General features: G+C 71.0%; 24 protein-coding genes. 14 read left to right on the forward strand and 10 right to left on the reverse strand.

Annotation, left to right across the window (positions count from 1 at the left end):
- Nucleotides 1-499: 499 nt before the first annotated feature.
- Both K311_RS0110870 and K311_RS0110875 read left to right on the forward strand, forming a co-directional pair.
- Nucleotides 500-952 (forward strand): DUF192 domain-containing protein, encoded by a 453-nt coding sequence (locus K311_RS0110870; RefSeq protein WP_026817336.1) that lies wholly within the window; start codon nt 500-502, stop codon nt 950-952.
- Nucleotides 953-974: 22 nt separating this feature from the next.
- On the forward strand, nt 975-1,826 hold the full coding sequence (locus K311_RS0110875) for a SirB1 family protein (RefSeq protein ID WP_026817337.1): 852 nt from the start codon (nt 975-977) through the stop codon (nt 1,824-1,826).
- A gap of 15 nt (nt 1,827-1,841) precedes the next feature.
- Here K311_RS0110875 and K311_RS0110880 read toward each other — a convergent pair whose 3' ends face one another.
- Nucleotides 1,842-2,063 carry a rubredoxin gene (locus K311_RS0110880; protein WP_026817338.1) on the reverse strand — a complete coding sequence of 74 codons (222 nt, stop codon included), beginning with the start codon at nt 2,061-2,063 and terminating at the stop codon, nt 1,842-1,844.
- 26 nt (nt 2,064-2,089) lie between these two features.
- On the opposite strand from K311_RS0110880, the gene thiE reads away from it, so the two are divergent.
- Genes thiE through K311_RS16560 form a run of 3 tightly spaced genes read left to right on the forward strand, consistent with a single transcriptional unit; the run spans nt 2,090 to nt 4,694 of the window.
- Nucleotides 2,090-2,770 carry a thiamine phosphate synthase gene (gene thiE, locus K311_RS16555; protein WP_051239978.1) on the forward strand — a complete coding sequence of 227 codons (681 nt, stop codon included), beginning with the start codon at nt 2,090-2,092 and terminating at the stop codon, nt 2,768-2,770.
- Nucleotides 2,767-4,059, forward strand: a complete 1,293-nt coding sequence (gene hemL, locus K311_RS0110890) for a glutamate-1-semialdehyde 2,1-aminomutase (protein WP_026817339.1) — start codon at nt 2,767-2,769, stop codon at nt 4,057-4,059. Before thiE ends, hemL begins: the two co-directional genes overlap by 4 nt.
- Nucleotides 4,056-4,694 carry an HAD-IA family hydrolase gene (locus K311_RS16560; RefSeq protein WP_043797900.1) on the forward strand — a complete coding sequence of 213 codons (639 nt, stop codon included), beginning with the start codon at nt 4,056-4,058 and terminating at the stop codon, nt 4,692-4,694. The genes hemL and K311_RS16560 overlap by 4 nt, the downstream gene beginning before the upstream one ends.
- Nucleotides 4,695-4,722: 28 nt before the next feature.
- Here the strand turns inward: K311_RS16560 and K311_RS0110900 are convergent, their stop codons facing one another.
- From K311_RS0110900 to K311_RS0110920, 5 genes are all read right to left on the reverse strand, one after another.
- Nucleotides 4,723-5,301 (reverse strand): hypothetical protein, encoded by a 579-nt coding sequence (locus tag K311_RS0110900; protein ID WP_026817340.1) that lies wholly within the window; start codon nt 5,299-5,301, stop codon nt 4,723-4,725.
- Between the two features lie 111 nt (nt 5,302-5,412).
- Nucleotides 5,413-6,450 (reverse strand): FecR domain-containing protein, encoded by a 1,038-nt coding sequence (locus K311_RS0110905; RefSeq protein WP_026817341.1) that lies wholly within the window; start codon nt 6,448-6,450, stop codon nt 5,413-5,415.
- The gene (locus K311_RS0110910; protein ID WP_043797901.1) at nt 6,447-6,977 is read right to left on the reverse strand and encodes an RNA polymerase sigma factor; all 531 of its coding nucleotides are present in this window, start codon (nt 6,975-6,977) and stop codon (nt 6,447-6,449) included. Before K311_RS0110910 ends, K311_RS0110905 begins: the two co-directional genes overlap by 4 nt.
- A gap of 80 nt (nt 6,978-7,057) precedes the next feature.
- Nucleotides 7,058-7,477 carry a VOC family protein gene (locus tag K311_RS0110915; RefSeq protein ID WP_026817343.1) on the reverse strand — a complete coding sequence of 140 codons (420 nt, stop codon included), beginning with the start codon at nt 7,475-7,477 and terminating at the stop codon, nt 7,058-7,060.
- Nucleotides 7,474-8,322 (reverse strand): SDR family oxidoreductase, encoded by an 849-nt coding sequence (locus tag K311_RS0110920; protein ID WP_026817344.1) that lies wholly within the window; start codon nt 8,320-8,322, stop codon nt 7,474-7,476. Before K311_RS0110920 ends, K311_RS0110915 begins: the two co-directional genes overlap by 4 nt.
- A gap of 71 nt (nt 8,323-8,393) precedes the next feature.
- Between K311_RS0110920 and K311_RS0110925 the strand changes: the two genes are divergently transcribed.
- Nucleotides 8,394-10,391 (forward strand): bifunctional DedA family/phosphatase PAP2 family protein, encoded by a 1,998-nt coding sequence (locus K311_RS0110925; RefSeq protein WP_026817345.1) that lies wholly within the window; start codon nt 8,394-8,396, stop codon nt 10,389-10,391.
- Between the two features lie 22 nt (nt 10,392-10,413).
- On the opposite strand, the gene K311_RS0110930 is transcribed toward K311_RS0110925, so the two are convergent.
- Genes K311_RS0110930 through K311_RS0110940 form a run of 3 tightly spaced genes read right to left on the reverse strand, consistent with a single transcriptional unit; the run spans nt 10,414 to nt 12,967 of the window.
- Nucleotides 10,414-11,004: an LON peptidase substrate-binding domain-containing protein gene (locus tag K311_RS0110930; protein WP_026817346.1), complete on the reverse strand. Its 591-nt coding sequence runs from the start codon at nt 11,002-11,004 to the stop codon at nt 10,414-10,416.
- Between the two features lies 1 nt (nt 11,005).
- Entirely contained in the window at nt 11,006-12,364 is a 1,359-nt protein-coding gene (gene mpl / locus K311_RS0110935; RefSeq protein ID WP_026817347.1) for a UDP-N-acetylmuramate:L-alanyl-gamma-D-glutamyl-meso-diaminopimelate ligase, read from the reverse strand.
- 24 nt (nt 12,365-12,388) lie between these two features.
- Nucleotides 12,389-12,967 carry an adenylate kinase gene (locus K311_RS0110940; protein ID WP_026817348.1) on the reverse strand — a complete coding sequence of 193 codons (579 nt, stop codon included), beginning with the start codon at nt 12,965-12,967 and terminating at the stop codon, nt 12,389-12,391.
- Between the two features lie 163 nt (nt 12,968-13,130).
- Between K311_RS0110940 and K311_RS0110945 the strand changes: the two genes are divergently transcribed.
- The 7 genes from K311_RS0110945 (at nt 13,131) to K311_RS18455 (ending at nt 22,275) form a co-directional block, all read left to right on the forward strand.
- A complete protein-coding gene (locus tag K311_RS0110945; protein ID WP_026817349.1) occupies nt 13,131-14,384 on the forward strand; it encodes a 6-phosphofructokinase in 1,254 nt (417 codons plus the stop codon).
- Nucleotides 14,385-14,493: 109 nt separating this feature from the next.
- Entirely contained in the window at nt 14,494-15,588 is a 1,095-nt protein-coding gene (locus K311_RS0110950) for a DUF3617 domain-containing protein (RefSeq protein WP_026817350.1), read from the forward strand.
- 68 nt (nt 15,589-15,656) lie between these two features.
- The gene (locus tag K311_RS16565) at nt 15,657-16,448 is read left to right on the forward strand and encodes a D-alanyl-D-alanine carboxypeptidase family protein (protein ID WP_051239980.1); all 792 of its coding nucleotides are present in this window, start codon (nt 15,657-15,659) and stop codon (nt 16,446-16,448) included.
- On the forward strand, nt 16,445-17,860 hold the full coding sequence (locus K311_RS16570) for a hypothetical protein (protein ID WP_043797902.1): 1,416 nt from the start codon (nt 16,445-16,447) through the stop codon (nt 17,858-17,860). The genes K311_RS16565 and K311_RS16570 overlap by 4 nt, the downstream gene beginning before the upstream one ends.
- Nucleotides 17,861-17,935: 75 nt before the next feature.
- On the forward strand, nt 17,936-18,241 hold the full coding sequence (locus K311_RS0110965) for a hypothetical protein (RefSeq protein WP_026817351.1): 306 nt from the start codon (nt 17,936-17,938) through the stop codon (nt 18,239-18,241).
- A gap of 192 nt (nt 18,242-18,433) precedes the next feature.
- Entirely contained in the window at nt 18,434-20,500 is a 2,067-nt protein-coding gene (locus tag K311_RS0110970; protein ID WP_026817352.1) for a sodium-translocating pyrophosphatase, read from the forward strand.
- Between the two features lie 131 nt (nt 20,501-20,631).
- Nucleotides 20,632-22,275 carry a hypothetical protein gene (locus tag K311_RS18455; protein WP_154659539.1) on the forward strand — a complete coding sequence of 548 codons (1,644 nt, stop codon included), beginning with the start codon at nt 20,632-20,634 and terminating at the stop codon, nt 22,273-22,275.
- On the opposite strand, the gene K311_RS0110985 is transcribed toward K311_RS18455, so the two are convergent.
- Nucleotides 22,254-22,610 carry an Hpt domain-containing protein gene (locus K311_RS0110985; protein WP_026817355.1) on the reverse strand — a complete coding sequence of 119 codons (357 nt, stop codon included), beginning with the start codon at nt 22,608-22,610 and terminating at the stop codon, nt 22,254-22,256. The genes K311_RS18455 and K311_RS0110985 overlap by 22 nt on opposite strands.
- A gap of 183 nt (nt 22,611-22,793) precedes the next feature.
- Between K311_RS0110985 and ppa the strand changes: the two genes are divergently transcribed.
- A complete protein-coding gene (ppa, locus tag K311_RS0110990; protein ID WP_026817356.1) occupies nt 22,794-23,342 on the forward strand; it encodes an inorganic diphosphatase in 549 nt (182 codons plus the stop codon).
- Nucleotides 23,343-23,367: the final 25 nt, after the last annotated feature.

The following is a 23,367-nucleotide window of genomic DNA, read 5'->3' on the forward strand; positions in this document are numbered from 1 at the left end:
GCTTCACGTCGCTTGCATAGCAATACAACTAAAAGCTTGTTTGGCTAGACGTCTGCAAGTAATGGACTCGTCCATCACCCGCCAGGCGCCCGCACAAATTTCCTGCGCACACTGTCAAAGATCGTTCGCGTCGCGGGCCGTTTCGGTCTCCGCGTTCCGCCGGACATCTCGTCCGACCGAGCCGCACATCTTACAGCACTTTCCGGGAACGTCAACACCCTGTTCACCGCTTCCTGCCGCCCCCGCCGCGGCACGCCGCTGCAAGGGGCGCGAAGAATAGCCCTGACCCGCCGTTTTGCAAAGGGGGAATCGCGCGGTCGTGTTCAGCGGGCGAACGGGTACGAAGTGATACGTGCGCACGCGCGCTGCATTCGACGAATGCCGGCCTGCGCGCGACGACGCGGCGTCGCATCTCGCGGCGCGGCGGCGCCCGCGCGCTGCGCTTGACAGTCGCGCGCACGTTGCCGGAACGTCGGTTCCAAAGCGAAGGAGCCATGCGATGCGCCACCCGAAGACCTTGATCGCGATCGCGTTGCTGGCGACCCCGCTGGCCGGTTGCGCGTCCGACGGCGACTGGGTCGAACTCAAGGGCGTGCGCATCGCGGTCGAGATCGCCGACGAGCACGCCGAACGCCAGCGCGGCCTGATGTTCCGCGACCGCCTGGAGCGCGGTACCGGCATGGTGTTCGTGCACGAGCGCGAGCAACCGCTCGCGTACTGGATGAAGAACACCCGCATCCCGCTCGACATCCTGTATTTCGACGCGCAGCGCCGGCTCGTTTCCGTGAGCAATGCGCCGCCGTGTTCGGCCGAACGTTGCCCGCCCTATCCGGCGCGCGGCCCGGCGATGTACGTGCTCGAACTCAATGCGGGCGAAGCGGAGTCGCTCGGGCTCGTTCCCGGCGACACGCTGACGCTGGGACCCGGCGTTCCGGAACGCGGCGCACCTTGAACAGCGCGGAGGAGGCAACCACATGCTCGTCATGACGAACCACGACCTGCCCGACTGGGATGCCCTCGCGAAGATCGCCGACGACGAACTGCCGCTGCTCGACATCGCGCTGCTGATCGCACGCGACGAGTATCCGGATCTCGACGCCGCCGGTTACGCCGCCACCGTCGACGCCTATGCCGATGCGTTGCGTCCCCAGCTCGACCGCGACCTCGACCTGCCGGCGCGGCTGACGGCGATCAACCGCTTCCTGTTCGAGGAGCTCGGTTTCGCCGGCAACACCACGCAGTACGACGACCCGCGCAACAGCTATCTCAACGACGTGCTCGACCGCAAGCTCGGCATCCCGATCTCGCTCGCGCTGGTGCAGATGGAAGTGACGCGTCGCGTCGGCCTGCCGCTCGACGGCATTTCCTTCCCCGGCCACTTCCTGGTGAGGATGCCGGTCGACGACGGCATCCTCGTGCTCGACCCCTACAACAAGGGCCGACCGGTCGGTGCCGACGAACTCCGCGAACGCGCGTCGCCGCATCTCGGCGGACAGATGCCCGACGACCAGCAGCTGCTGCAGATCCTGCACCCGGCAACCCACCGGGTGATCCTGATGCGCATGCTGCGCAACCTGAAGGCCGTCTACGCCGAACACGGCGACTGGGTGCGCGTCGCACGCAGCGCCGACCGACTGCTCAAGCTCGCCCCGGACACCGCCGAGGCCCATCGCGACCGCGGCCTGGCCTATCGCGAACTCGGGCATCTGCGCGGCGCCCGCGAGGACCTCGCGCGCTACCTGCAGCTGCTGCCGGAAGCCGACGACGTCGAGGCCGTACGCGTCGCGCTGATCGAACTCGGCAGCCGGCCACCGCGGCTGAACTGAGCGGCGCCGCGCCGGTCAGCCGACCGGCACCATCTCGAAATCTTCCTTGCCGACGCCACAGTCGGGGCAGATCCAGTCGTCCGGGACATCCTCCCAGCGCGTGCCGGGGGCGATGCCCTCTTCCGGCAGGCCTTCGGCCTCGTCGTAGGTGAAGCCGCAGACGACGCACATCCAGGTGCGGAGCGTGGCGGAGGCATCGGTCATCGCGGGCGGTCTCATGCGGCGGGGCGGTATCATTCTCGCATCCCGCCCGGCATGCCGAAATGAGCGTCCTGCCGCCGCGTCTGCGCGGCCTGTACCTGATCACCCCCGACGACCCCGACACCGCGCGCCTGCTGGCGCGGGTGACGCCCCTGCTCGCGGCCGGCCCGGCCCTGCTGCAGTACCGCAACAAGGGCGCGTCGCCGGCGCTGAGGCGCGAACAGGCGCGGGCGCTGCTGCACGAATGTCGCGCCGCCGGCGTGCCGCTGATCGTCAACGACGACTGGCGTCTGGCCGGCGAACTCGGTGCCGACGGCGCCCACCTCGGCGCCGACGACGGCGACCTCGCGCAAGCGCGCGCGGCGCTCGGCGACGCGGTGATCCTCGGGGCCTCCTGCTACGACGAACCCGCGCTGGCCCGCCGCGCGATCGTCGCCGGTGCCAGCTATGTCGCCTTCGGCGCCTTCTTCCCGAGCCCGAGCAAGGCGGCGACCCGGCGCGCCACGCCCGACCTGCTGCGCGCCGATCTCGGCGCCGCGGTGCCTCGCGTCGCGATCGGCGGCATCGGCATCGAACCGGCCGCCGACCTCGCAGCGGCGGGCGCCGACCTCGTCGCGGTGATCTCCGGCGTGTTCGCCGCCGCCGATCCCGTCGCCGCCCTTCATGCCTACCGCCGCGCGATCGCCGCGGCACATACCCCTCCGGCGACCCGCGCCGGGATTTCCGCAGGAAACGAACGATGAAGACCGACACCAGCCACGACCTGTTCACCCGCGCCCGCGACCTGATGCCCGGCGGCGTCAATTCGCCGGTGCGCGCCTTCCGCTCGGTCGGCGGCGAACCCTTCTTCGCGCAGCGTGCCGAAGGCGCCTGCCTGATCGACGTCGACGGCAACCGCTATGTCGACTACGTGCTGAGCTGGGGCCCGATGATCGCCGGCCACGCGCACCCGGCCGTTCTCGACGCCGTTGCACGCACGATGCGCGACGGTCTGAGCTTCGGCGTGCCGAATCCGCTCGAGGTGACGATGGCGGAGACCCTGCGCAAGCTCGTGCCGTCGATGCAGATGTCGCGCATGGTGAATTCGGGCACCGAAGCGACGCTGTCGGCGATCCGCCTCGCCCGCGGCGCCACCGGCCGCAGCCGCATCGTCAAGTTCGAGGGCTGCTACCACGGCCACGGCGACAGCTTCCTGGTGAAGGCCGGCAGCGGCGCGCTGACCTTCGGCCTGCCGAACTCGCCGGGCGTGCCGAAGGCGCTCGCCGACCTCACGCTGACCCTGCCCTACAACGATTTCGAGGCGGCGACGAAGCTGTTCGCCGAAGCCGGTGAGGACATCGCCGGCGTCATCGTCGAGCCGATCGTCGGCAATGCCAACTGCATCCTGCCGCGCGACGGCTATCTGCAGCACCTGCGTGAGCTGTGCACGCGGTACGGCGCGCTGCTGATCTTCGACGAGGTGATGACCGGTTTCCGCGTCGCCCTCGGTGGCGCCCAGGCGCGTTACGGCATCACCCCGGACCTGAGCACCTTCGGCAAGATCATCGGCGGCGGCATGCCGGTCGGCGCCTATGGCGGCCGCGCCGACCTGATGCGCCAGGTCGCGCCCGACGGCCCGATCTACCAGGCCGGCACGCTCAGCGGCAATCCGGTGGCGATGGCGGCCGGCCTGGCGACGCTGGAATTGATCCAGGCGCCGGGTTTCCACGAAGCGCTCGAGCGGCGCACGCACGAACTCTGCGACGGCCTGGAAGCCGCCGCCCGCGACGCCGGCGTACCGCTGACGACCAACCGCAGCTGCGCGATGTTCGGCCTGTTCTTCAGCGAGCAGCAGGTCGAGACCTACGCACAGGCGATCGCCTGCGACACCGTCGCCTTCAACCGCTTCTTCCACGCGATGCTGCGCCGTGGCGTGTACCTGGCACCTTCGGCCTTCGAGGCGGCGTTCCTGTCGAGCGCGCATGGCGATGCCGAGATCGCGCACACGCTCGAGGCCGCGCGCGAGGCCTTCCGCGAAGTCGCCGCGGGATGAGCGCGCCGGCGCTGGTGCTGTTCGATCTCGACGGCGTGCTGGTGCATTACCGGCACGACGTCCGCGTCGGCACGCTGGCGCAATGCCTCGGGGTGACGCCGGCGCGGGTCGAGGCGGCACTGTTCGGCTCCGGCCTGGAGCACACCAGCGATCTCGGCGAGTTCGACACCGGCGGCCACGTCGCCGAACTGGCGCGCCGCCTCGGCGTGAAGGTGACGCTCGACGATTGCCTCGCGGCGCGGGCGGCGGCGATGCGCGTGGACCCCGCGGTACTGGCCCTGGCCGCGGCCGTCGCCGCGGAAACGCAGGTCGCGATCCTGACCAACAACGGCCTGATGCTGCGCGAGCACCTCGACACGCTGTGCCCCGCACTCGCGCCGGTGTTCGCCGGTCGCGTCTTCTGTTCGGCGCAGTTCCGCATCGGCAAACCGGATCCGCGCGTGTTCGCCGCCTGCCTGCGCGAACTCGGCGTCGCGCCGGAAGACGCGCTGTTCGTCGATGACAAGGCGGAAAACGCCGAGGGCGCACGCCGGGCCGGCCTGCACGCCCATCACTTCACCGGCGCCGCCTCCCTGCGCGCTGCCTTTCAGCAACACGGCCTGCGGGCCGCCTATGCAGGGGAAATCCGCGCATGAGCAGATGCCGCACAGTGCCCAGGATCCCTCAGGGTCCGGCGCCGTCGGCGGCCGCGACCAGCGCCGCGGCGAAGCGGATGTCGGCGTCGTCGGGCTGCAGGGCGAGCGCCTGGGCGATGCGTTCACTGCCGTCGGGCTGGCGCAGCAGCGCCCGCAACACTTCCCGGTCCACGGCGCCGATGCCCGGCATGTCGTAGCCCTGCAGGCGTTCGATGTCCTGCAACGTCTCGAGGAAGTAGCCACTGTCGAACAGTGCCATGCGGAGCGCCGCGGAATCGTCGGCGGTGTGCACACGCTCGTCCAGCCGTCTCATCAGTGCGCGCAGCACGGCACCGTCGCGCGCGGCGTAGATCGCCGCGCGGCGCAGCGTTTCCATGCGCGCGCTCAGCGGAACCCCGGTTTCCAGCAGTTCCACGGTCCGCTCGGGCAGCGTTTGCAGCGGGAAATCGGCGCGGGCGTCGCGCCAGCCCTCGCCCCAGGGCAGCGAGGGCGCGCCGGCGGTATCGAAGGGCTCGCAGAGCAGCGGCGGGCCGGCGACCGCAGGCGTGGCGGCGACGCTGGCGACCAACGCCAGGGCGAGAGCGAACGAGGTCGAACGAATGCGCATGGGGAGTCCTCCGGATCGGATGAGCCGCGCGGGGCGCGGGGCGGCAGATCGCCGCGATCCAGGGACGTTCGTGTCCGGCGCGCCGTTAACGGGCGTCGCCGGCGCTCGTCCTCAGCGTTTCCCGTCGCGCAGCAGCGTCGCTGCCTCCTCGCCGCTGGCGAAGGCATCGGGCCACTGCAGCCACCAGCGCTTGGCCCGCGGATAAGGCAGCGCGTCCCACCAGGGCGACAGCGCCGTTGCCCAGCCCTTGCGGACGGCATCGCGCTCGACGACCGCACCGGCCGGCATCATTCCCGCCAGGCGGTCGTACAGCGGTCCGTCGGCCAGTGCCGGGTAACGCTGCAGCGCCTGCAGCAGGCTGATCGCGTCCTGCGGGCGCGCGAGCGCGAGCAGCGCCTGCAGGCTGTCGTCATCGGTCGTGCCCTGCTGCGCGACCAGTGTGCGCAGTGCCGTCACGAAGCGCGGATCGGCGCCCAGATCCCAGGGCAGACCCGGGTTCCCGTCGGCGTCGAACTCGACCCGCGCGCCCTCGGGCACCAGCACCTCGTGACGGCCGCCGTCGATCTGGACCCAGCCGCTGCGGACGGTCAGCGTGCCGCTGCCGTCGGGATCGGCCTGCAGGACGAACTCGCAGCCGAGGTCGAGCACCTGCATCGACGGTGTCGCCACCCCGAACGCCCCCGGCGGCGCCCATACGCGCGCCCACAGCCGGCCCTGTTCCAGACGGGTGCGATGGCGGCCGTCGCGGGTCTCGACGAGGACGAGGCGGGATCCCTCCCCGAGCACGAGTTCGCCGATGCGCGCGACACGCAGGCGGGCGCTGGCGGCGTGCCCGGTCTCCAGCACCTGTCCGGGCGCCAGCACGGCGGCGCCGGCGATCGGCGTTCCTGCCACCGTCACCCGACCCTCGACCGCGGCGATCCGCCACGGCTGCCCCACCGGCCACTGCAAGCGGTGGTGCAGCCAGCCCGGAAGGCCGATCGCGATCAGGGCCAGCGCCGCGGCCACGGCGAGGCGCCAATGCCTTCGCCGCCGGCGTTGCCGCGGCTGCCAGGCCTGCGCCGCCAGCAGATCCTCGAGCGCAGCGACCTCGGGATCCACCGGGCCGCTGCGGTCCCACAGGTAGTCGTCGTTGCGTTCGCCGCTCATCGCTCGTGCTCCCGCAGGCCAAGACGTTCGCGCAGCTGCGCCATGCCGCGATGCAGGTTGACCCGGACGCTGCCGGGGGTCAGGCCGGTGCGTTCGGCGATTTCCGGGCCGGTCAGACCCTCCACCAGGCGCAGCACCAGGGTCTCGCGGTAGGCCTCCGGCAGGCTGCGGATCGCGGCGAGCGCCTGTTCCGCATCCCGATGCGACTCGACACTGTCGGCGGGACTCGCGGCTTCCGGGATCTCGCCGGTGAACGGGGCGCGCCGCCGCCAGGCATCGAGGGCGGCGCGGCGCGCGATGCGGCTGATCCAGCCTGGAAAGGCCGCGTCCTCACGCAGCTCGTGCAGGCGCTGGAGTGCGGTCTCGAACACGTCCTGGGTCAGGTCGTCGGCATCTGCGGCCTGCACCCGGGACAGCAGGATGCCGTGCACCACCGGCGCAAAACGCCGGTAGAGGCGGTCCATCGCGTCGCCATCGCCGGCGCGCGCCGCCTTCACCAACGCCGTCGTCGTGCTGCTTCCGTCCATCGGCCTCGCTCGATCCAACCGTATCGGACGGCAAGGCCGGGCGGCGTGTTAACGCGGAGCCGGACCGGCGCGCCGCAGGCTCACCACTGGCCCGTGTTCGGCATCGACGCCCAGGGTTCCTTCGGCGGCAGCGGTTCGCCGGCCTGCAGCAGCTCGATCGAGATCAGATCCGGCGAGCGCACGAAGGCCATGTGGCCGTCGCGCGGCGGCCGGTTGATGGTCACGCCGTGCGCCTGCAGGCGTTCGCAGGCGGCGTAGATGTCGTCGACCGCGAAGGCAAGGTGGCCGAAGTTGCGGGCGCTGCCGTAGTCCTCGTCGTCGTAGTTGAAGGTCAGCTCGACCTCGACCTCGGGATTCGCCGGCGCGGCGAGATAGATCAGCGTGAAGCGGCCCTGCGGGTAGTCACGTCGGCGCGTCTCCACCAGGCCGAGGGCATCGCGGTAGAAGCGCATCGATGCTTCGAGGTCGCGGACACGGACCATCGCATGCAAGTACTTCATCGGCGCAGGGCCTCCATCAGTTCGGGATCGTCCAGGAACAGGTCGGGCAGCAGCGGCTGCGCGGGGTCGACCGCATAGCGGCCGAAATCGGTGACGCCGCGCTCGCGCAGCACCGCTTCATCGATCAGGAAGTTGCCGCTGAAGTCGCGCGCCGGCGTCGTCAGGATCGCGTGCGCGGCATCGGCCATGATCTCCGGCGTGCGGCACTTCGCCGGTTCGGTGCCCGGGATCATCTTCAGCGCGTCGGTGGCGATCACGGTACGCGGCCACAGCGCGTTCACCGCCACGCCCTGCGGGCCGAATTCGGCGGCGAGGCCGAGCGTCACGAAGCTCATGCCCATCTTCGCCAGCGTGTAGCCGGTGTGCGCGCCCCACCACTTCGGGTCGAGGCTGGGCGGCGGCGCCAGGGTGAGGATGTGCGGATTCGCCGCCTTCAGCAGATGCGGCAGGCAGGCCTGGGCGCAGAGGAAGCTGCCGCGCGCATTCACCTGCTGCATCAGGTCGAAGCGCTTCATCGGCGTGTCGAGCGTGCCGCGCAACCAGATCGCGCTGGCGTTGTTGACGAGGATGTCGATGCCGCCGAACTCGGCCACGGTGCCCGCGACCGCCGCCTGCACCTGCTCCTCCTCGCGGATGTCGCACTGCAGGGCGAGGCCGCGGCCGCCGGCGGCGTCCACCGCGGCGGCGGCCGAGTGGATCGTGCCGGGCAGCTTCGGATTGGGCACCGCCGATTTCGCGGCGATCGCCACGTTGGCGCCGTCGCGGGCGGCGCGCAGCGCGATCGCCAGGCCGATGCCGCGCGAGGCACCGGTGATGAAGAGGGTCTTGCCGCTCAGGCTGGACATGAATGCCTCCGGATCAGAGGGCATCGATTTTACCGGGCCGGGGCGGGTGCGCGGCCTATAATTGCCCGCTTATGGATTCCGCCAGCTTCGAAGCCACGGTCGCCTGGATCGGCCAGCACCCGCTCCTGGCAGGGCTGGTGATCTTCCTGATCGCGTTCTGCGATGCCCTGGTGATCGTCGGCGTCGCCGTGCCGGCGGTGCCGCTGCTGTTCGCCGTCGGCACCCTGGTCGGCCTCGGCCACGTGGACGGCACCTATGCGCTCGTCTGCGCCACCCTCGGCTGTTTCATCGGCGACGGCCTCAGCTACTGGGTCGGCCTGCGCTACGGCTCGCAGCTGCGCCAGCGCTGGCCCTTCAGCAGGCATCCGGAATGGCTGGAGCGCGGCGAGCTCACCTTCCGCCGCCACGGCATGAAGAGCATCGTGATGGCGCGCTACATCGGCGCGATCCGGCCCTTCGTTCCGGCGATCGCCGGGATGCTGCGGATGCCGCTGCGGCAGTACGTGCCGGCGAGCGTGTTCGCGGCGCTGGTCTGGTCGGCGACCTTCCTCGCGCCGGGCTGGGTGTTCGGCACCTCGCTCGACCTGGTCGCCGCCGTCGCCGGCCGGCTGGCGGTCGTGCTGGCGGTGGTGCTGGCGATGGTCGCGGCGATCTGGGCGGTGGTGTTCTACGCCTGGCGCTGGCTCGGCGACCACACCGAGGAACTGCTGGAGAAGGCGTTGGCCTGGTCGCACCGGCACCCGGTACTCGGCCGCTATTCGGAAGCGCTGATCGACCCGAACCGGCCGGAATCGGCGTCGCTGGTACTGCTCGGCGTGGTCCTGCTCGCGGCCGCCTGGGGCGTGTTCACGATCCTGATCTCGGTCGGGGCCGGCGCCGCACCGTCGGCGATGGACCTGAGCGTGCACCAGCTGATGTTCTCGCTGCGCAATCCGCTCGCCGATGTGCCGATGGGCTTCCTGGCCTCGCTCGGCGACGCGATCGTGCTGGCGCCGGCGGTGCTCTGCGTGTTCGCGTGGCTGCTGTGGCGGCGTCGCCACATCGCCGCCTGGCACTGGCTGGCGGCGCCGGCCTTCGCGCTGGTGCTGACGTGGTTCATGGGCTACCTGCTCGACATGCCGAAGCCGCCGGCGTCGACCGCGGTGTCCGGCTTCAGCTTCCCGTCGGCGACGGTGACGCTGGCGACCGTCGTCTACGGCTTCTTCGCGGTGCTGATCGCGCGCGAGCTGCCCGGCCGCAAGCGCGCCTGGCCCTACGTGCTGGCGGCGCTGCTGGTCGGCCTGCTCGGCTTCGCCCGCCTCTATCTCGGCGCGCACTGGCTCAGCGACGTGCTCGCCGGGATCCTGCTCGGCGTCGTCTGGATCACCGCGCTCGGCATCGCCTACCGCCGGCGCGTGGTGCGCTCGTTCTGGGTGCGCCCGACCGCGACGATCTTCTTCGTGCTGGTCGCGGCGATGGCCGCCTGGCACGGCAGCCGCAATGCGGAAGCGCTGCTCGCCCGCTTCGAGCCACCGCTGGTGCCGGTCGCGGTCGCCGAACAGGCCTGGTGGAACGGCGACTGGCAGACAGCGCTGCCGGCGCGGCGCAACGACGTGCACGGCCACAACGCCTGGCCGCTGAACGTGCAGCTTGCGGGGCCGCTGGACGCGCTGCGCGCACGGCTGCTGCTCGCCGGTTGGGAAAGTTACGAGACCGGCGGCTGGCCGGGCCTGCTGCAGACGCTGGACAAGGACATCGAGGCGGGCGACCTGCCGGTGCTCGGCGCCGCGCACCAGGGGCGGGCGGAGGCGCTGGTGATGGTCCGCCGCGGCGAGGATCCGGGAACCCTGACGGTGCTCCGGCTCTGGGCCAGCCCGGTCCGGCTGCAGCCGGAATCGCTGCCGGTATGGGTCGGCAGCGTGCAGCAGTTGCGCTTCACCCGCCGGCTCGACTTCTTCAGCTTCTGGCAGGCACGTACCGACGATCCGGCCCTGCTGCAGGCGCTGGCGCGCGACATCGGCGACCTCGACGCGCAACTCGAACGCCGCGCCGACGACGGCGAACCGACGCTGCGCCTGCGCGCGCGCTGAGCGAAGCGGCGTTCCCGGGGCCTTATTCGGCCTGGAAATCCGGCAGGCGCTCGACCAGGGCCTGCAGCCGCGCGTGCGGATCGTCGAGCTCGAGCAGCGCCTGCCGCTCGTCGTTCTCCAGCGGCAGCCATTCGGCCAGGCGCCAGCCGATCCAGGCCGCGTCGGCGAGTTCGCGCTTGCCGACGCCGGAATGCTCTTCGCCGGCCTTGTCGAGGATGCGCGCGAGCAGCACCGCGAGCAGCGCGTGTTCGGCATGCGGCGGCTGCGGCGGCGTCTCCGGCAGCCATTCGACGTCCGCGACGACCAGGCCGTCGTCCTGCGCGCCGCAGGCGGCGACGCGGAAACGGCGGCGGCCTTCGACGGTGATCGCCAGCAGGCCGTCGTCGGTCTGCGCGAAATCGACGATCACCGCCTCGGTGCCGACCCCGGCGGGCACGGCCGGTTCGCCGACCTCCTCGCCCGCGGCGATCAGGCAGATGCCGAAACCCTCGCCGCTGCGGCTGCAGCGGGCGACGAGGTCGAGATAGCGCTGTTCGAAGACCCGCAGCGACACCCGGCCGCCGGGGAAAAGCACGGCCCCCAGCGGAAACAGCGGCAGCGCGACCGTCGCCATGTCAGTCGCGCAGCGCGGCCAGGAAGCGCCGCGGCGCATCCTCGAAACCGCCGTTGGACATGAACACGACATGGTCGCCGGCGCGGGTACGTCCCCGCAGTTCGTCGACCAGCGCGGCGACGGTCGCGACCGCGACACCTTCGCCGCGCAGGCCGGCGATGACGCTGCCGGCGTCCCAGGGCAGTTCCGGCCGCTGCAGGAAGACCACCGCATCGGCCTCCTGCAGCGAGGGCGCGATCTGCGCCGAATGCGCACCGAGGCGCATCGAATTGCTGCGCGGTTCCATCGCCACGACGATGCGGGCACTGCCGACGCGGGCGCGCAGGCCCTCGAGCGTGGTGCGGATCGCGGTCGGGTGATGCGCGAAATCGTCGTAGACGGTGATGCCGGCGATCTCGCCGAGTTTCTCCAGCCGACGCTTCACGCTGACGAAGTCCGGCAGCGCCGCGATCGCCTTCGCCAGATCGGCGCCGACCGCATTCGCGGCCGCGATCGCCGCCAGCGCATTCATCACGTTGTGGCGGCCGACCAGGTTCCAGCGCACGGTGCCGACGACCGCGCCGTCGTGCAGCACGTCGAAGGCGCTGCCGTCCTCGCGCTGCAGCGTCGCGGTCCAGGCGAAATCGCCGTCGATGCCGAAGGTCTCGACCGGCGTCCAGCAGCCCATCGCCAGCACTTCCGCCAGCGCCGCGTCCTCGCCGTTGACGATCAGCCGGCCGCGCCGCGGCACGATCCGCACCAGATGGTGGAACTGGCGCTGGATCGCCGCCAGGTCCGGGAAGATGTCGGCGTGGTCGAACTCGAGGTTGTTGAGGATCGCGACCAGCGGCCGGTAGTGCACGAACTTGCTGCGCTTGTCGAAGAACGCGGTGTCGTACTCGTCGGCCTCGACGACGAACTCCGGGCCGCTGCCCAGCCGCGCCGAGACGCCGAAGTTCTCCGGCACGCCGCCGACCAGGAAGCCCGGATCCCGGCCCGCGGCCTGCAGCAGGAAGGCGAGGATCGAGGTCGTGGTGGTCTTGCCGTGGGTGCCCGCGACCGCCAGCACCTCGCGGCCCGGCAACACCTCCTCGCCCAGCCACTGCGCGCCGGAGGTGTAGGCCAGGCCGGCGTCGAGCACGTGTTCGACCGCCGGGTTGCCGCGCGACAGCGCGTTGCCGACGACGACGACATCGGTATCGGCGGCGATGTGTCCGGGCGACCAGCCGGTCGCGAGCGCGATGCCCAGCTGCTCGAGCTGGGTGGACATCGGCGGATAGACGTTCTGGTCGGAACCGTCGACGGCATGCCCGAGCTCGCGCGCGAGCGCGGCGACGCCGCCCATGAAGGTGCCGCAGATGCCCAGGATGTGCAGTTTCATTCGGCGCGGCCTCGCGCCCGCGGCTCAGCCGACTTCGGGCGTGGGCGCGAGCACTTCGATGATGCGGGCGAACACGTCGTCGAGCGAACCGACGCCGTTCACGACGGCGAGCCGGCCGCTGTTGCGGTAGAACTCGATCACCGGCGCGGTGGCCTCGTGATAGACCTTCTGCCGGTTGCGCACGGTCTCCGGCGTGTCGTCGGCGCGGCCCTCGGCCAGCGCGCGGCCGGCGAGGCGCTCGATCAGCAGCTCGGTGTCGACGTCCAGCTGCACGGCGATGTCGGCCGGCTGGCCGATGCGATCGAGCAGCGCGTCCAGCGCATTGGCCTGGACGAGGTTGCGCGGATAGCCGTCGAGGATGAAGCCATTGCCGGTGTCGTCGCGGCCCAGGCGCTCCTCGAGCATGCCGAGCACGATCTCGTCGGAAACCAGCTGGCCGGCATCCATGACCGCCTTCGCCTGCAGGCCGAGCGGGGTACCGGCGGCGACCGCGGCGCGCAGCAGGTCGCCGGTGGAGATATGCGGCACCTGCAGGTGTTCCTTCAGGCGCGCGGCCTGAGTTCCCTTGCCCGAGCCGGGCGCGCCGAGGAGTACCAGTCGCATCGCTTTCAGACCTCTATAAACAAGGACGCACGGCGCCGTCTTCACCCCGTTTGGCTATAGTGGGGCCGCCGACAGGCCGTGCGGACTCAGGAACGCTACTGGCCGCGCCGCGACAAGTCAAACCAGAAGCCGGCGGACGCCGGCGGCCAGAACCGGGATATTCATGGGCAAGGGAACGCTCCTCTACGCACAGTCCGGCGGCGTCACCGCCGTCATCAACGCCACCGCCAGCGCGGTGATCCAGGCCGCGCGGGCGAAGAAGGTGAAAGTGCTCGCCGCCCGCAACGGCATCCTCGGCGCCCTGCGCGAGGACCTCGTCGATACCTCGAAGGAAACCGCCGCCGCGATCCGCGCACTCGCGCATACGCCGGGCGGCGCCTTCGGCTCCTGCCGCTACAAGCTCAAGTCGCCCGAGCAGGACGCGGCGAAGTACCGGCGCCTGCTCGAGGTACTGAAGGCGCATGACGTGCGCTGGTTCCTCTACAACGGCGGCAATGATTCGGCGGACACGTCGCTGAAGCTGTCGCGCATGGCGGCCGAGTCCGGCTACGACCTGACCTGCATCGGCGTACCGAAAACGGTCGACAACGACCTCGTGGTCACCGACACCTGCCCGGGCTTCGGCTCGGCCGCGAAATACACCGCGGTCTCGGTCGCCGAAGCGGCGCTCGACGTCGCCGCGATGGCCGACACCTCGACGAAGGTCTTCGTCTACGAGGTGATGGGCCGCCACGCCGGCTGGCTCGCGGCCGCTGCCGGTCTCGCCGGCCAGGGGCGCGACGAGGCGCCGCAGGTGATCCTGTTCCCGGAGGTGGCGTACGACGAGGCGAAGTTCCTCGCCCGCGTCGCCGAGGTCGTGAAGCGGGTCGGCTGGTGCGTGGTCGTCGTGTCCGAAGGCCTGCGCCACGCCGACGGCCGCTTCGTCGCCGATGCCGGCGGCGGCACGGACGCGTTCGGGCATTCGCAGCTCGGCGGCGTCGGCCCGGCGATCGCCGCCACGGTGAAGGACAGGCTGGGCCTGAAGGTGCACTGGACCGTGCCCGACTACCTGCAGCGCTCGGCCCGCCACCTCGCCTCGAAGACCGACCTCGCCCAGGCGCAGGCGGTCGGCGCGAAGGCGGTGGAGTACGCGCTGAAGGGCATGAACGGGGTGATGCCGGTGATCGTACGGACCTCCGATTCGCCCTACCGCTGGAAGATCGAGCCGGCACCGCTGGAAAAGATCGCCAACGCCGAGAAGAAGATGCCGAAGTCGTTCATCGACCGCAGCGGTTACGGCATCACCGGGGCCTGCCGGCGCTACCTGCAGCCGCTGGTGCGTGGGGAGGCGCCGCCGCCGTTCCGTCCGGATGGCCTGCCGGCCTACGTTCGTCTGCGACTGGTGCCGGTGGCGCGCAAGCTCGCGCCCTTCGGCTGACCGGTCCGCGTGCTGTACCGGCCGGATGACAGGATGACCTCCTGCCCATCCGGCCGCGGTGATCGCGCGGGCAAGCTTCGCCCCTTTCGCGTGATCACGGAGATCCCCCTTGAATCCGATCCGAATCCTGTCCGCGCTCGCGATCGCGAGCGTCGTGTGCATCACCGGCCCGGCCTTCGCCCAGGCCGGCACCGGCAGCCTGTACCGCGTCACCACCCGCATGGAAATGGTCGGCATGCCGTTCCAGATGCCGCCACAGACCAGCGAAATCTGCGGCCCGAAGGAGCCGGCCGGCGAGCGCATGATCCCGCAGTCCGACGACGGCGACTGCGCTGTCACCGACTTCCGCGTCAACGGCAACAAGTCGACGTTCACGATGACCTGCCGCGGCGACAACCCGATGACCGGCACCGGCGAGTTCGAGTCGCTGGCCGACGGTTACCGCGGCTCGATGCACATGCGCGGCACGGTGGAAGGCGAGCCGATCGACATGCGCACGAGCTTCGAGGGCCGCCGGATCCGCGACTGCAACTACGCGACCGAAAGCCCGGAGGCGCAGGGCCGCGCGATGCTCGCCCGCGGCTGCGCCGATGCGCTGACCGGCCAGACCGGTTACCCGCTGATGCTGCACGGCCAGTTCGTCGGCCCGGAAGCGATGTGCGCCTCCGACAAGCCGAAGTTCTGCGCCCGCGTGACCCCGATCACCGGCGATCTGAACGCACTGTCCGAGGCGATGGCGCTCGAGGAGCGGATGCGCGGCCAGGGCGGCATGAGCGGCGGCCTGTGGGAATCGCTGCAGGGCTGCGGCCTGGCCCGCACGGCGGTGATGACGCAGGCCTGCGCGACCGCCGAACGCACGAAGAACTACGTGTTCGTGTCGGCGCACTGCCCCGACGTGGCGCCGCGGCTGTGCGCGGGTGCCGATCCGCGCCAGGTACCGGACTTCGTGGTCCGTCACTGCCAGGCCTTGGCCGAGACGACCGCCCGCCAGCACTGCGTCTCGCGCGGCTACACCGCCGATCGTGCGAATCCGTACCGCCGCTTCTGCGACCTGTTCACCGGCCAGCGCCTGCGCGGCGGTGACGCCGGTGGCGAGACGCCGGCCGACGGCGCGCCGGCGGCGGACGCCCCGGCGGCGCCGGCGAACGAGCCGCCGGCGCGCCGTTCGCTGCGCGACCGCCTGCGCGACGCGATCGGCGGCTGATGCCGGCGATGCCGGCCCCGGACCCTCGCGTCCATGCTGCCCGACGGCGGACCTCCTGGTCCGCCGTCGTGTTTTCGCTGCTGCTGATGCTGGCGCCGATCGCCGGCGCGTTGCCGCCCCCGGTCGAACCCGTCGACGAATTCCCGCAGGTGGCCGCCGCCTACTGGGTCGAGGTCGACGGCGTGCCGCGCTGGGCCGGCCAGCCCGACCGCCGGCTGCCGATGGCCAGTCTGACCAAGCTGATGACCGCGCTGCTGATCGCCGAAACCGCCGACCTCGAGGCGGTGGTGACGATCGGCGTCGGCGTCGCGCGCGAGACCGGCAGCCGTATCGGCCTGCGCGCAGGCGAGCGCGTCCGCGCCCGCGACCTGTTCGAGGCGATGCTGGTGCGCTCGGCCAATGACGCCTGCCGCGCCCTCGCCGACTGGCACGGCGGCGACCAGGCCACGTTCGTGAAGGCGATGAACCTGCGTGCCTGGCAGCTCGGCCTGAAGAACACCCGCTTCGCCGACGCCTGCGGCCACGACTCGCCGCAGCAGTACAGCAGCGTGCGCGACCTCGCCGTGCTGGCGCGCGCGGCGCTGGCCCGCCCGGAGATCGTCGCCGCGGCGGCGCGGCCCGACTTCCGTTTCAGCACGCTCGACGGCCGGGTATTCACGATGAACACCACGAACGCCCTGCTCGGCCGCTTCGACGGCGCCACCGGCCTGAAGACCGGCTACACGCCCGGCGCCGGCCGCTGCGTGATCGCCGTCGCGCAGCGTGACGGCCACGAGGTGCTGGCGGTCTTCCTGAACTCGCCGGACCGCTGGTCGCATACCGCGGCGGTGCTCGAAGTGGCGCTCACGGAAGCGCGATGACGCGCAGCGCGCCGGGGCCGCGACGCTGGCCGCCACCGGCCGGTGCGGCGGCGCTGGTGCTGGCGGTGATCGCCGCGTACACCGGCGCGCTCGCCGGGCCGTTCCAGTTCGACGACTGGTGGTCGATCGTCGACAACCCGTCCGTGCATTCGCTGTCGGGCTGGTGGCAGGCACTGCCCGGCATCCGCCCGCTGCTGAAGCTGGTGAACACGCTGAACTGGCTGGCGACGCCGCACGCCAGCGGCTTCCGCGTCGTCGCGATCGTGCTGCACGCGACGAACGCGCTGCTGCTGTGGGCGCTGCTGCGGCGCTGGCTGCCGGTGCTGGCCCCGCGGTCGCCGCGCCCGGCGTTCGCGGCCTTCGCGGTGGCGCTGCTGTTCGCGCTGCATCCGGCGGCGACCGAAGTCGTGACCTATGCGAGCGGGCGTTCGCTGCTGCTGTCGACGACATGCATGCTGGCGATGCTGCTGGCGATGCCGGGTCCGCACACCGCCGCGCACACCGCCCCGAACGCCGGCGCCAAGCCGCGGCGCGGCAGCGGCGTGCTGGCGGCGGCCTGGTTCGCCGCGGCGCTGGCGGTGCGCGAGACCGCGGTGGTCGCGCCGCTGGCCTGGCTGTTGCTGGCACGCTGCGGCGGCCTCGGCTGGCGGCAGGCGCTGCGCCCGCTCGCCGCGAGCGCAGGCGTGCTGGCGGTCGCGGCGATCGCGCTGGCGGCGACGCCCGGTTACCACGTGTTCTTCGCGCGCAGCCTCGAGGCGCGGCCGCCCGGCGAGCAGTTGCTCGGGCAGCTCGAGGCGCATGCGTGGCTGCTTTCGGCACCGCTGCCGGGTCGGGTGCTCGACATCGATCCGGACCTGCAGGTGCCGGCGGCGCTGGCGGCGCGGCACCTGCTGCTGCTCGCCGGACTGGCGGGCACCACGGCGATCGCGTGGTGGCAGCGCCGGCAGCGGCCGTGGATCGGTTTCGCGCTCGCCTGGTACCTGCTGATGCTGGCGCCGGCGAACTCGCTGCTGCCGCGCTTCGACCTCGGCAACGACCGGCATCTGTATCCGGCGCTGGCCGGGCCGCTGCTGCTGCCGGCGCTGATGCTGGCGGCCTTGCGCCTGCGCGCCGCGGCGGCGCTGCTGGCCATCCTGGCGCTCGCAGCGGGCCTGCGCACCGGGCAGCGCAATCACGACTACCGCAGCGAGCTGGCGCTGTGGCAGGCGACGATCACGACCTCGCCGGGCAAGGCGCGTGCATGGACCAATCTCGGCATCGCCCGGCGCGAGGCCGGCGACGACGACGGCGCCGCCGCGGCGTGGCGCTGCGCGCTGGCACTGGATCCGGACTACCGGCAGGCGGCCTGGAACCTCGCGACCCTGGCGCCGCGGTCGGCGGCAGTCGACCCGGGCTGTCCGCAGCAACGCTGAGCCGCGCTGCGTTTTCGTCATCGCGACGCGGGGCGCGCTAGGCTTCGCGCCAGGCCATTCCACCGGAGCAGTGCCATGTCCCGCCTTCGCCTGGTCGTCTTCGCGCTCACCTGCGCTTTCGCGCTGCCGGCGGCGGCCCAGCATCGCCCGGCGTCCCTGCCGAACGCGCACGGCGTCGACGCCAACCGCGCTGCCGAGACGATGATCCGCGACGATGCCGCCGCCGACGCCGCCCGCCGCTCCCGGGTCGAGCGCACGACCGACGAGGCCGAGCCGGCCTTCGTGCCCGACCGCGTCGGCCGCGTGCAGATCGAGGAAGTGCAGATCAGGGAAGACGGCAGCACCGAGCCGCTGAACGCGGACGACGACGACGGGCGTTGAGCCTCCCGGCCGCTCCGGCGGCCGCCTTCACGAAACTCCCCTCGCCGGCGGCAGCCTGGCCGGAACGTCCCCGCCGGTGCGTGTAGCGCCGCCCGCCCCCCGTGGGCATACTCGGCCCACGGGCGGCCCACGGGCCGCCCTCGCGTGTTCACCGTTGCAACAGCGATTCATTCGACTCTGGGGAGGGTTCGCATGTTCGAGCAGTACGGTTTGCACATCGCTATCGCCTGTGCGGCGGTGGCCATCCTTTACGGCATCGTCGTCGCGCGCTGGATCGTCGCCCAGCCCGCCGGCAACGAGAAGATGCAGAAGATCGCCGCGGCCGTGCAGGAAGGCGCCGGCGCCTATCTGCGACGGCAATACATGACGATCGCGATGGTCGGCGTCGTGCTGTTCCTGGTCATCGGTTTCGTGCCCGCGCTCGGCTGGCCGACGGCGATCGGTTTCCTGATCGGCGCGGTGCTGTCGGGCGTCGCCGGCTTCATCGGCATGTTCGTGTCGGTGCGCGCGAACGTGCGCACCGCGCAGGCGGCGACGGTGAGCCTGAACTCGGCGCTGAACGTCAGCTTCAAGGGCGGCGCGATCACCGGCATGCTCGTCGTCGGCCTCGGCCTGCTCGGCGTCGCCGGCTACTTCTGGTACGTGATGGGCGGTTCGGGCGCGCAGACCGAAGCGGTGGTCAACGCCGCGATGCAGCCGATGATCGGCCTCGCGTTCGGCAGCTCGCTGATCTCGATCTTCGCGCGCCTGGGCGGCGGCATCTTCACCAAGGGCGCCGACGTCGGCGCCGACCTCGTCGGCAAGGTCGAGGCGGGCATTCCCGAGGACGACCCGCGCAACCCGGCGGTGATCGCCGACAACGTCGGCGACAACGTCGGCGACTGCGCCGGCATGGCCGCCGACCTGTTCGAGACCTACGCGGTGACGGTGATCGCGGCGATGCTGATCGCCGGCATTGCCTTCGCGACCTTCGGCTGGAACGGCGTGATCTATCCGATGGCGCTGGGCGCGGTGTCGATCGTCGCGTCGATCATCGGCACGTTCTTCGTCAAGGCGCGCGACGGCGGCAAGATCATGAACGCGCTGTATCGCGGCCTCGCGGTGTCGGGCGTGCTGGCGGCCGGCGCGTTCTGGTGGGTCACCAACGAGCTGTTCCCGGATCCGGCCGTCGGCATGCCGCTGTTCTGGTGCGCGCTGATCGGCCTGGGCCTGACCGCGGCGATGGTCGTGATCACCGAGTACTACACGGCGACCGAATACGCGCCGGTGCAGCAGGTGGCGAAGGCGTCGGAGACCGGCCACGGCACGAACGTGATCGCCGGCCTGGCGGTGTCGATGAAGTCGACCGCGGCGCCGGTGCTGGCGGTGGCGGCGGCGATCTACGGCTGCTTCCTGCTCGGCGGCGGCGCGGCCGGCAGCTACATCAACGGCCTCTACGGCATCGCGATCGCCGCGACCGCGATGCTGTCGATGGCCGGCATGATCGTCGCGCTCGACGCCTATGGCCCAATCACCGACAACGCCGGCGGCATCGCCGAGATGTCCGGCATGGACAAGGAGATCCGCAAGACCACGGACGCGCTGGATGCGGTCGGCAACACGACCAAGGCGGTGACGAAGGGCTACGCGATCGGTTCGGCCGGCCTCGCCGCGCTGGTGCTGTTCGCCGACTACGCGCACAAGCTCAAGGAGTCCGGCGCGGCGACCAACTTCTCCATCGACAACCCGGACGTGGTCATCGGCCTGCTGATCGGCGGCATGATCCCGTACCTGTTCGGCGCCTACGCGATGCAGGCCGTCGGTCGCGCCGCCGGCGCGGTGGTCGAGGAAGTGCGGCGCCAGTTCCGCGAGATCCCGGGGATCATGCAGGGCACCGGCAAGCCGCAGTACGACCGCGCGGTCGACCTGCTGACGAAGGCGGCGATCCGCGAAATGATCATCCCGTCGATGCTGCCGCTGATCATCCCGATCCTGGTCGGCCTGCTGCTCGGCGCCGACGCCCTCGGCGGCCTGCTGATGGGCACCATCGTCACCGGCCTGTTCGTCGCGATCTCGATGTGCACCGGCGGCGGCGCGTGGGACAACGCCAAGAAGTACATCGAGGAAGGCCACCACGGCGGCAAGGGCAGCGAGGCGCACAAGGCCGCCGTCACCGGCGACACCGTCGGCGATCCCTACAAGGACACCGCCGGCCCGGCGATCAACCCGCTGATCAAGATCATCAACATCGTCGCCCTGCTCCTGATCCCGATGCTCTAACGCTCCGCTCATGTAGGAGCGCCTTCAGGCGCGATGAGAAGCCCCGGCCCCGCCGGGGCTTCTTCTTTCCGCCATCCGCACTGCAAACTCTTTCCAGCGACCCGTCCGAACCCACCCGCGCCGGAGCCCCGATGCCACGCCCGCTCGCCCTGCTCCCGCTCGCCCTCGCGCTCGCCACCGCCGCCCACGCCGGCGGAACCGACCAATCCGCCGACCCGGTGTGCACGACCGTCGACGACTGCCTGCGGATCGTCACCAGTCGCCACGTTCATCCGGAACACCGCTACTACGCGAAGCGCTTCCTCGATGCACACCCGACGCCGGAGGTGGTCGTTGCGATCGCACCCCTGGTCTCGGCGGACCTGCGCAAGCTGCGCGATCTCGCATGGTGGTACGCGAGCTCGCATCCACAAGCCTTCGCAGCCCATCTGGCGGAGATGGCGAAGGGCGTGTCGTTGCTGCCCGAGTACGCGAGCGTGCTGGCGGCGATAGGCGGAGAGCGTGCGTGGGAGCCGCTCGTCGCGCTGCTTGGAACGCTGCCCGATCCCGAGCCTGCGGCGAGCGCGCTGCGCCACCTCGACGCGACGCGCGCGTCGGAACTCGCTTTCTCGCTGATCGCCGGCGAGGGCGGGATCCGCGCGCCGGACCCCGCGATCCGCGGGCTGTTCGATCGCGCGGGAAGTGACGTATCAGCGGTCGTGGCACGACTGGAGGCGATCGTCGTCGGCGACGGCCCGGTCGAGGCACGTCGCCGGGCCGCCGTCGCGCTGCATTCGGCGCTGGGCACCAACCATTCGCTCCCCGAACGGATCGTCACCGCCTATCCAGCGATGCCGGCCTCCGTGCAGCGGCAGCTGCGCCTCGGCTTCCCGTCCCGGGTGGGGACACCGCAGGAACATGCGGACGACCTGCCTGCCCTGCTTCGTGATGATCCGCGGCACGCGCTCGCCTGGGCGATCCATTCCGCCGGCCCCGCGGCTGCGGCGCATGCACCGGCCTTCGTCGCGTTGCTCGACCATCCGGATTCGGACCTGCGTCAGTTCTCCCAGCGCGCGCTCTTCGCGATCGCACCGGAAGTCTGGCGGCAACAGCTTCCGAGGCTCGCGGCGTCCGCCGACATCGAGGTCGTGCTGGAGGCGCGTGAAATCGCCGAAGAGGTAGACCCGGACACACTGGCGATCGCGATCGCCGCCGGCCGCGACCACTGGTATCCGAAGCTGGAGCAAGCGTGGGGGGCGCGGCAGGCGGCGTTGCGGGACGAGGCGACGGAGTTCGCGGCCCGGGAAGCGAACAGCGACGCCGGAAATACGCCGGAAAACGACGGCCTGCTGTCGCCGATCGAACTCCCGGGCTTCTCGATCTACGCGGAAGCCTGCCCGGGCGATAGCGGCGAAAGCGCAGGACCGGGTGAGAGCCTGCTGACGCCGGAAGCGATGATCGCCGAGGCCGCGACTCACGCCGACGTCGACTCCTGGCACCTGGGTGCGGCCCTGCGTTTCAGTGGCGGCTGGCTCAGCGGCGGATCACGGCGCCAGCACGAGCTTCACCGCCGAATTGCTGGAGGTCGAACGGGTCGACGGCGCGGTGCGGACGAGCTCGCTGCTGCAGCTGCCGGCGCCGCCGGTCGACGCGATCCGCCGCGACGGACGCGTCCTGCTGCACCTGGAGCGCAACGGCTGGGTGGACTTCGGCGATCCGGAGGCACCCCGCTGGCTGGGCTGCGAGTTGCCGGCGCACGCCGGCGAGACCTGAATCAGATCTGCGGGACTTCCTGAAGGAGCAGGAGCAGCGAGTCGCGGGTCGCCCGCCGCAGTTCGTCGAACCGACGGCCGATGTCCGCGTCCTGAAGCTGCTCGGCCTGCAACTGCTCGATGCCGTGACAGACCGAAACCAGCTGGGTCGCGCCCATCGCCAGCGCCGCCGAGCGCAGGTAGTGCGCCGACTTGCCGAGGGTATCGATGTCGCCGGCGAGCAGCGCGTTCTCCATCCGGCGCACCAGTTCCGGCGCCTCGTGCACGAACATGCGCACGAACTCGCTGAAGGAACCGGGCTGGTCCCGGTCGAGCATCCGCAGGAGTTCGAGGGCCTTGGGTTCGAGCGAAGCGGCCATGGCGGAGGGTCCGATGGGCGACCCGGCCATTGTGGCGGCTCGGGACCGTATTTGGAACCGTTCTCCCACTCCGACGGCGGACCTCCGTCGAGTGCGGGCTCGGGGCCTTTCCCGTATCCTTGCGCCCCCTTTTCCCCACGCGCCAGCCTCGTGAAGGCCGGTGTTTCCGCAGGAGATTCCCCCATGCCGCTCGAACTCGTCCCTACCGGCCGCGACGTCCCCAACGAGATCAACGTCGTCATCGAAATCCCCAAGGATGCCGATCCGGTCAAGTACGAGGTCGACAAGGCGACCGGCGCGATCTTCGTCGACCGCATCCTGTCGACGCCGATGCGCTACCCCTGCAACTACGGCTACGTGCCGAAGACCCTGTGCGGCGACGGCGACCCGGTCGACGTGCTGGTGATCCTGCCGCTGCCGCTGATCCCCGGCTCGGTGATCCGCTGCCGCCCGGTCGGCGTGCTGAAGATGAAGGACGAGGCCGGCGAGGACACCAAGCTGCTCGCAGTGCCGGTCGACAAGGTGTTCGGCGGCTACTCGCACATCCACGACATCACCCAGGTCAGCCCGCACTGGCTCGAGCGCATCGGCCACTTCTTCGAGCACTACAAGGACCTGGAGAAGGGCAAGTGGGTCAAGCTCGACGGCTGGGACGGCGCCGACGCCGCCCGCCGCGAGATCGTCGAATCGGTGCAGCGCTACGAGGCCAGCTCCGAGACGCTGAACTACTGAGATCCCCCCGGTAAGAAGAAGACCC

Origin of the sequence: Arenimonas composti TR7-09 = DSM 18010, from assembly GCF_000426365.1 — a bacterium.
Taxonomy (GTDB): Bacteria; Pseudomonadota; Gammaproteobacteria; order Xanthomonadales; family Xanthomonadaceae; genus Arenimonas; species Arenimonas composti.